Source organism: Chitinophaga sp., from assembly GCF_036566945.1.
Taxonomy (GTDB): domain Bacteria; phylum Bacteroidota; class Bacteroidia; order Chitinophagales; family Chitinophagaceae; genus Chitinophaga.
On record NZ_DATCVJ010000303.1, the window covers coordinates 1 to 6,016 of the forward strand.

Consider the following 6,016-nt stretch of genomic DNA (forward strand, 5'->3'; position numbering starts at 1 on the left):
TGCGGATATTATCTACCCGTTCTTCCTTGGTTAGCTTTCCAGGTAGGATGGTATAGGAAAAAACCTTTTCGGGTCTATAGAATTCTTTGGCGCCAAGAAGATTTCCATCCTCATACACCTTCATTACCATTTTAGCATCAACAGTTGTATTATAATACTCTACTTTGAGATCGTAGGAAATGCCCTTTTCAAGATTTACTCCGTAACCGTTTTCCAAAGGTTTGGGTATATCCCTATTGTAATCCCAATCGCTATTCTTAGTAATCATCTTCCCGTTAATGTAAATCCGGACACCATCATCAACGCTAAACCAAAAATAATACGATCCACTGGCAGGTGCTTTCAATTTACCGGTCCAGCGAAAGCTCATATGATCTTTGTTACTAAGGCCTGTACCGGTAGTTAAAGCATCTGGTTCTCCACCCTCTGCATGTGTAAAGTTAATAAGAGCATCCTCCAGGTCAATTCTTCTGTCTTTTTGATCTAAAAATTCATTCTGATAACTCTCTCTCAAAAATCCATGCCTTTCCTCGGGAACACCTGAATAAGAAGTAATACAATTGTTAAATACATACTGATTTTCTCCATAATTCTCTATCAGTTTTGTAAGCCCAACCATACTAGCCTCTTCCGCCGTGAGATAGGATATTACCTGCGTTCTTTTACTTCTTTCCTGATTAGCAGTATTCACATTATTAAAAGGTACTTTTCCAATAAGTTTACCTCCCTTGTACCGCCAAACATTATCAGTCGTAGAAATGTTAGGGGTATTATTGCCCGTTAACTCAGGAAATACCACATCATCACCTCCCAGCATTTCATAGTAAGCCTTAGGCATAATAGTCATTTCCCCCGGGTTCCTGAAGTAAACAGCTTCATATTGTTTCTGTGACTGTGTAAAGGCAATATCCTTTGCTAATGGGTTAAAATCCTTCCACGGCCCATTAACAGTAGTGGAATGAGTTAATGTCAGGTCTACCCCTGCATGCCACGCATTTCCCAACCCAACTTCTCCACCAAGACTAAAAGATTTATCTCTTGTGGTCATGTAGTGGTCATGTACGGATCCTATATCACTGCGAAAAGCACGAAACATCCCACCAGTTCCCTCACCGGAGATGGAAAATACATCACTGGTGTAAGAGGGTATGGCAATATTCTTAATACCCTCTTTTACAGGCATTTCCCGCTCCCTGTTATAATCCAATAACGCGTTATCCTGATTGGCACCATTATAAGAATAGAGATATCCAAATGCCGGTAAAGTGAGTACCCGGTCTTCAGCAGCAATATATTGTTTCGATTGGTACCCTGTAGCAAAAGCCTGGGGATGAAATCCATTCACTTCACCACCAATAGCAAACTTACCTGTGTACATTTCCGTGGTATAAGGAATACTCATTGCCGGAATCGAACTTGGATAAGCGTAAGAAATCGTGGAAGAAAGCTTGCCCACATCAGCAGATCTGGTAACGATCCTGGATGTCGCGTCTTTGCCTTCTCCTTTTGTCTCTATGACGTTCTTATATTTTTTGACGCCAGCAGAATATTGCAGGGCTTTCATTCCACTACGCGTATTATAAGTAAGCGTAGAAGATATCTGGCCACCATAAACGGTATGATCCAGTGCTGCCCTTTGATGCAGGGCCAGATCCAGGCTTGGGCTAATGGATAACCCCTGATCCTGTGTATTCATTCCTAAACCTAAACCCGCTGTCAGGCTACCCGCATTTTTATTACTTGCACTGATTCCGACATCAATACTAGCCTCCATCCCCCAACCTCTGTAGGTATTTTTAAAAGCACCAATAGACGCGGATGCATTAATCGATGCTGAATCGGCAATTGAACCCAGTATTCCTTTTAAATCGAAACCAAACATTTCAGCCCCTATGCCTAGTGAGCCCCCGGTTGTTTTATTCTCTTTTATAGTCAGTGTTTTCTTAACAGAATCCAATCCATTAAAATCATCTGGTAAACCACGTACATTCCTCGTAATCGTCCCCGGATTAATATTCCATCCCAACCCCGTCCAGCTGGCCTCATCATCCATAGTAATCCCACTGCTGTAACCTAATGCTATAGGATATCCTCCCACATCCATCAGCGGAATATTATAAGAAAAATTCCCTGTAAACAGGTCCACCATATTATCACTGTTCACAGAGTGAAACGCCTCCATTTCTGGTTGCGTAGGTCCACCCGTTCCTTTTGCCGCCGCCACAGGGGAAGGAGCATGCGCTTTACTGACAGCCACTGTTGGAACCACCGCCGGAGCGGGTCCTCCCACCGGCGCGGGCAATACAGGCGCCGATTTTCCCGCCCGATAAACAGTCCGCCCGCTTCCCAACGCATACGCGGGAATTACTGCCTCCAAATAAATTAACGCCAACATCACACACGCAATCGTCTTCTTCCCCTTTGCTGCAAAAGCCAGTATCATTTCAACGTAATTTTATAGGTATTACTATTAATCTTCTTTCGTGTAAATAAATTTCATCTGCCAGTATTCCTGTCTGGAATTCTGTAAACGAAACAGGTATACTTGTCCCGAATGCAATCCCCTCCGCTTTTCCAAAGGAACATCCAGGTGATTACTACCCCGCTTAATGGCTAACGTGCCCGCATATACGACTTTATTGCTGTTATCCAGCGATATCAGTTCATAGGCAGCAGTACTATCTGCCGTTTCATTATTATAGCTTAACTGCAGTACGCGGCCACCATGCATCACCGACCCATCCAGTTCTTTACGTAACTGCACATAAGCGTTGTTTAGCAGCTCCACATTATTATTACTCCCTTTCACCCGGAACGTCCATACGTCCGTTTGCGCCGCAAACAAATTCCCATTCTTCGCTATCACTGACCAGGCATAGGTATTAGCCGTATCCAGTTGTACGCCACCGGATGGATAGTTTACGAAAATATTTTTCAACCGCGGTACTCTCAGCACCGGAATATTCTGTTGTATCGCTTCTGCGGGAGACTGACCACCATGTACTTCTGTCAGGATCATTTCATAATTCAGATCGCTGAACATATTGAGTGGAGCGGGTGGCAGCCAGGTAAACTGAGGTAAGAAGGTAAGCAGTTCACTCTGATTAGCAGGGCTGTTCAGCAGCGGCGGACTTACCGGCTCGATGGTAAAAGGAATACAATCTTCTCCGGGTTGATTGCCCGTCTTATCTCCCACCACTACCAGGCTATAACATGCGAGATAATTGCCCGCAGCCAGGAAGCCATTTACACTTCTGTCTATCACCGGAGAAAGATATTCATACTGTATAGGCATCAAATCACCGGCCTGCAATTGCCGCGCGCCTTTGTTGACAGAAATAGTACGGGTGATACCGGTTAACACCGGCTGATTGGTACGGGCATCCATTAAGCGCATGGTCACCTGTACGTTGACAGTGTTGCCGGAAGCAGATACCAATACAATATTCCATAGCTGCGCCTTTAACAATACGCCCGCCGGCGGTAATTGTACCGTCATACTAACCTGTGCGCCTGCACGAAGACAGCACAATAGGATGAGCAGGAATAGGGATCTTTTCATATTAAAAACTTAAAATATTCTGGTATAGGTTAATCGCCCGGTTTTATTGGGGACCAACTGTTTATTTACACTGGGCACAAATCCTTTATCTCCCATCACCGTTACTTCCCCTACTTTCGGGATATTCACCCTGGCATTGGCGGAATAACCGGTTTGTCGTAATTCAAATACTGTCTGATAATTGTATTTCAAACCTCCTCCCAACTCCAGCCATTTCAACACTTTATATTGTACATTTCCATCTGCCCCATATACGGCGTAATCTGTAGTGGTAGCCGATGATACGCCGCCATTCAGCGTAAATTTCCCCAGGAAAACAGTTTGATTCAATAACAGGTTGGTACTGTTGAAATACACAAAATTACTGTCCGTTTGATGATTGTAAAACCGGGTACCAGAGAAAATAGTATTCATACTAATGCCCCTGTATTGGTAGAAATAACTGCCGGTAGCCACCAGCGTGTAATACAAATTTTCCATGTACCTGTCTTCACTCAGCTTCATCAGCTGCGATGAAGGGAAGTAACCAATAGACAATACCGGCCACTTCTTTCTACGGAAAGTTGCCTGTATACTTTTAAAAACGGTATTACTCCGATAGCTTGAATTTTCAAATACACTGGTATAAACATTCTGTCTGACGGCACCGGTTAGCGTCAGTTGCTGTTTAAAGAAAGGCTGTGTTACCTGCACCATCCAGGCGTCCTGCACAGAGCCGGTAGCATACAAACTAAAGGATTGGAAATTAGCACCCATTCGTTTATACATGCCATTAATACGTGTAGCCGTAGACGGTATAAACGAAAATGTGCTGAGCGCGTATGCCTCATTGCTATGATCATTAAATCCTACCATACTGCTGCCCAATCCCTCACCATGCGCAGTCCTGGCGTAATAGGGCAAAGAAGATTTAGCCACCTCCCCTACCAGGTAATTATGCTTATTCAGCTGATACCGCCCTTCCAGCGATAGGCCCATAATTTTATAATCGGGGGTGGCGATATTGCCGCCTACAGGAGGCGTGGTATTAAAGTTATACACCTGTTTCTGACCGAAATAATACGAAAGAATAACATGATTACCTTCTTTCAAACCTTTACCTACCCTCACCATATTAAGATACTGTCGGGTTCTGTTTTCATTAACAATGAAGTCCCGGAAACGATAGTCCACAGCGCCGGTAGCAAAAGCCAGGTACCAGGAAGGATTCAATTCCGCCTGTACGCCCATGATACTGATGTTCTTCGCGGTAAGCTCCGAATAATCCACCATGGTGCGGCCAAGCCCCACAGATCTGACGGCCAGCATCGTTCTGTAACCTTTCGGTAAGATAGAATCCGGCAAATTCAGCGCTTCCAGGTTATCGGATAATTCCTTATTATCACGGCTATACTGCAAAGCATCCATTAAAGAACCTTTGCGCGCACTATATGCTTTTTCTTTTTTCTGATACAGCTGCTCACCAGCGGCAAAGGCCAGCTGAAGAGAGTCGAGCAGTTTCTTTTTTTCTTCATATTCTTTTCTGAAACGTATTGCAAGACTGTCTTTCAAACTAAGCTTTTCATTCAGTACATCCAATGGAATATCCAATGATGGGCGCTTTCCGAGTTTCGATAATTCCGCGAGAGAATCGTTTAGCCGTAACTGATACTCCCGCTCCTTCGCTTCTACCATCCGTTGTATCTGTGCGGGTGAGTTAAACCAGGCTTTCAGCTTGTTAATATCATTCCAGTCGTAGTCCAGTTTTTGTCTCAACTGATCAAGTGCTATCTTTTGTTTTAACTTGCCGGCATCCCAACCCCTCGCCTTAGCCATCAGCATATTTTTAAAATCCTGGCTGGTGTACTGAAAATTAATGCCGGTGATATTTCTAAAAAGACGTGAATTTCCTTTGCTGGTACTAAAAGCCAGGTGAAGCGGATACTGATCTTTAATAGTAATATCCAGTACCGTTTGTAATGTATGCTGATAGATGTCGCGCTCCAGATACGGCGTATCTGCATTGGATTGATAGTACCCATCATAGGTTATATTCCCATGTACCACGAGTAACGGTTTTCGTGTATCCACTACCGGTATACTCTCAACATGTTTTCGCCTTATCACCTGGTAATGAGTATCTCCGGGGGGAGATGCGTATAGCACCACCAGCACCGGTAACTTCATCTTACACCCCGTATGTATATAGTAATAGCTGGTATCTGACGCTCTACCGTTGTTTCCGGGTAGATGCATCTGTGCATCGCTATCATAGGTGAGAAAAAGGGATACAATTACTAATATCAGGGATGCATTTCTCAAGACTGCGACTTACTAAAAAAACTAAAGGTTAACATATAGGCACGGGTGTTCAAAGGATTATACTTCTTCTATTGACAAATGTATAAATAAATTTAACATATAAAAATATTCGCGTATTTTTTTCTCTAACAAGATTAATTAATGATATACCAG

General features: G+C 43.6%; 3 protein-coding genes. All 3 read right to left on the reverse strand.

What is annotated here, in order from left to right; genetic code table 11:
* On the reverse strand, window positions 1–2,443 hold a 2,443-nt coding region (locus tag VIP81_RS08920; protein ID WP_331958661.1), incomplete at its 3' end, for a PA14 domain-containing protein.
* A 27-nt stretch (window positions 2,444–2,470) separates the two neighbouring features.
* Complete coding sequence (locus VIP81_RS08925; RefSeq protein ID WP_331958664.1) at window positions 2,471–3,562, reverse strand: hypothetical protein; 1,092 nt, start codon at window positions 3,560–3,562, stop codon at window positions 2,471–2,473.
* A gap of 9 nt (window positions 3,563–3,571) precedes the next feature.
* Window positions 3,572–5,863, reverse strand: a complete 2,292-nt coding sequence (locus VIP81_RS08930; protein ID WP_331958667.1) for a hypothetical protein — start codon at window positions 5,861–5,863, stop codon at window positions 3,572–3,574.
* Window positions 5,864–6,016: the final 153 nt, after the last annotated feature.

What these genes read in the sequence shown, in the direction of transcription:
- VIP81_RS08925 (WP_331958664.1), bottom strand. Translation starts at nt 3,562, where the DNA reads ATGAAAAGATCCCTATTCCTGCTCATCCTATTGTGCTGTCTTCGTGCA.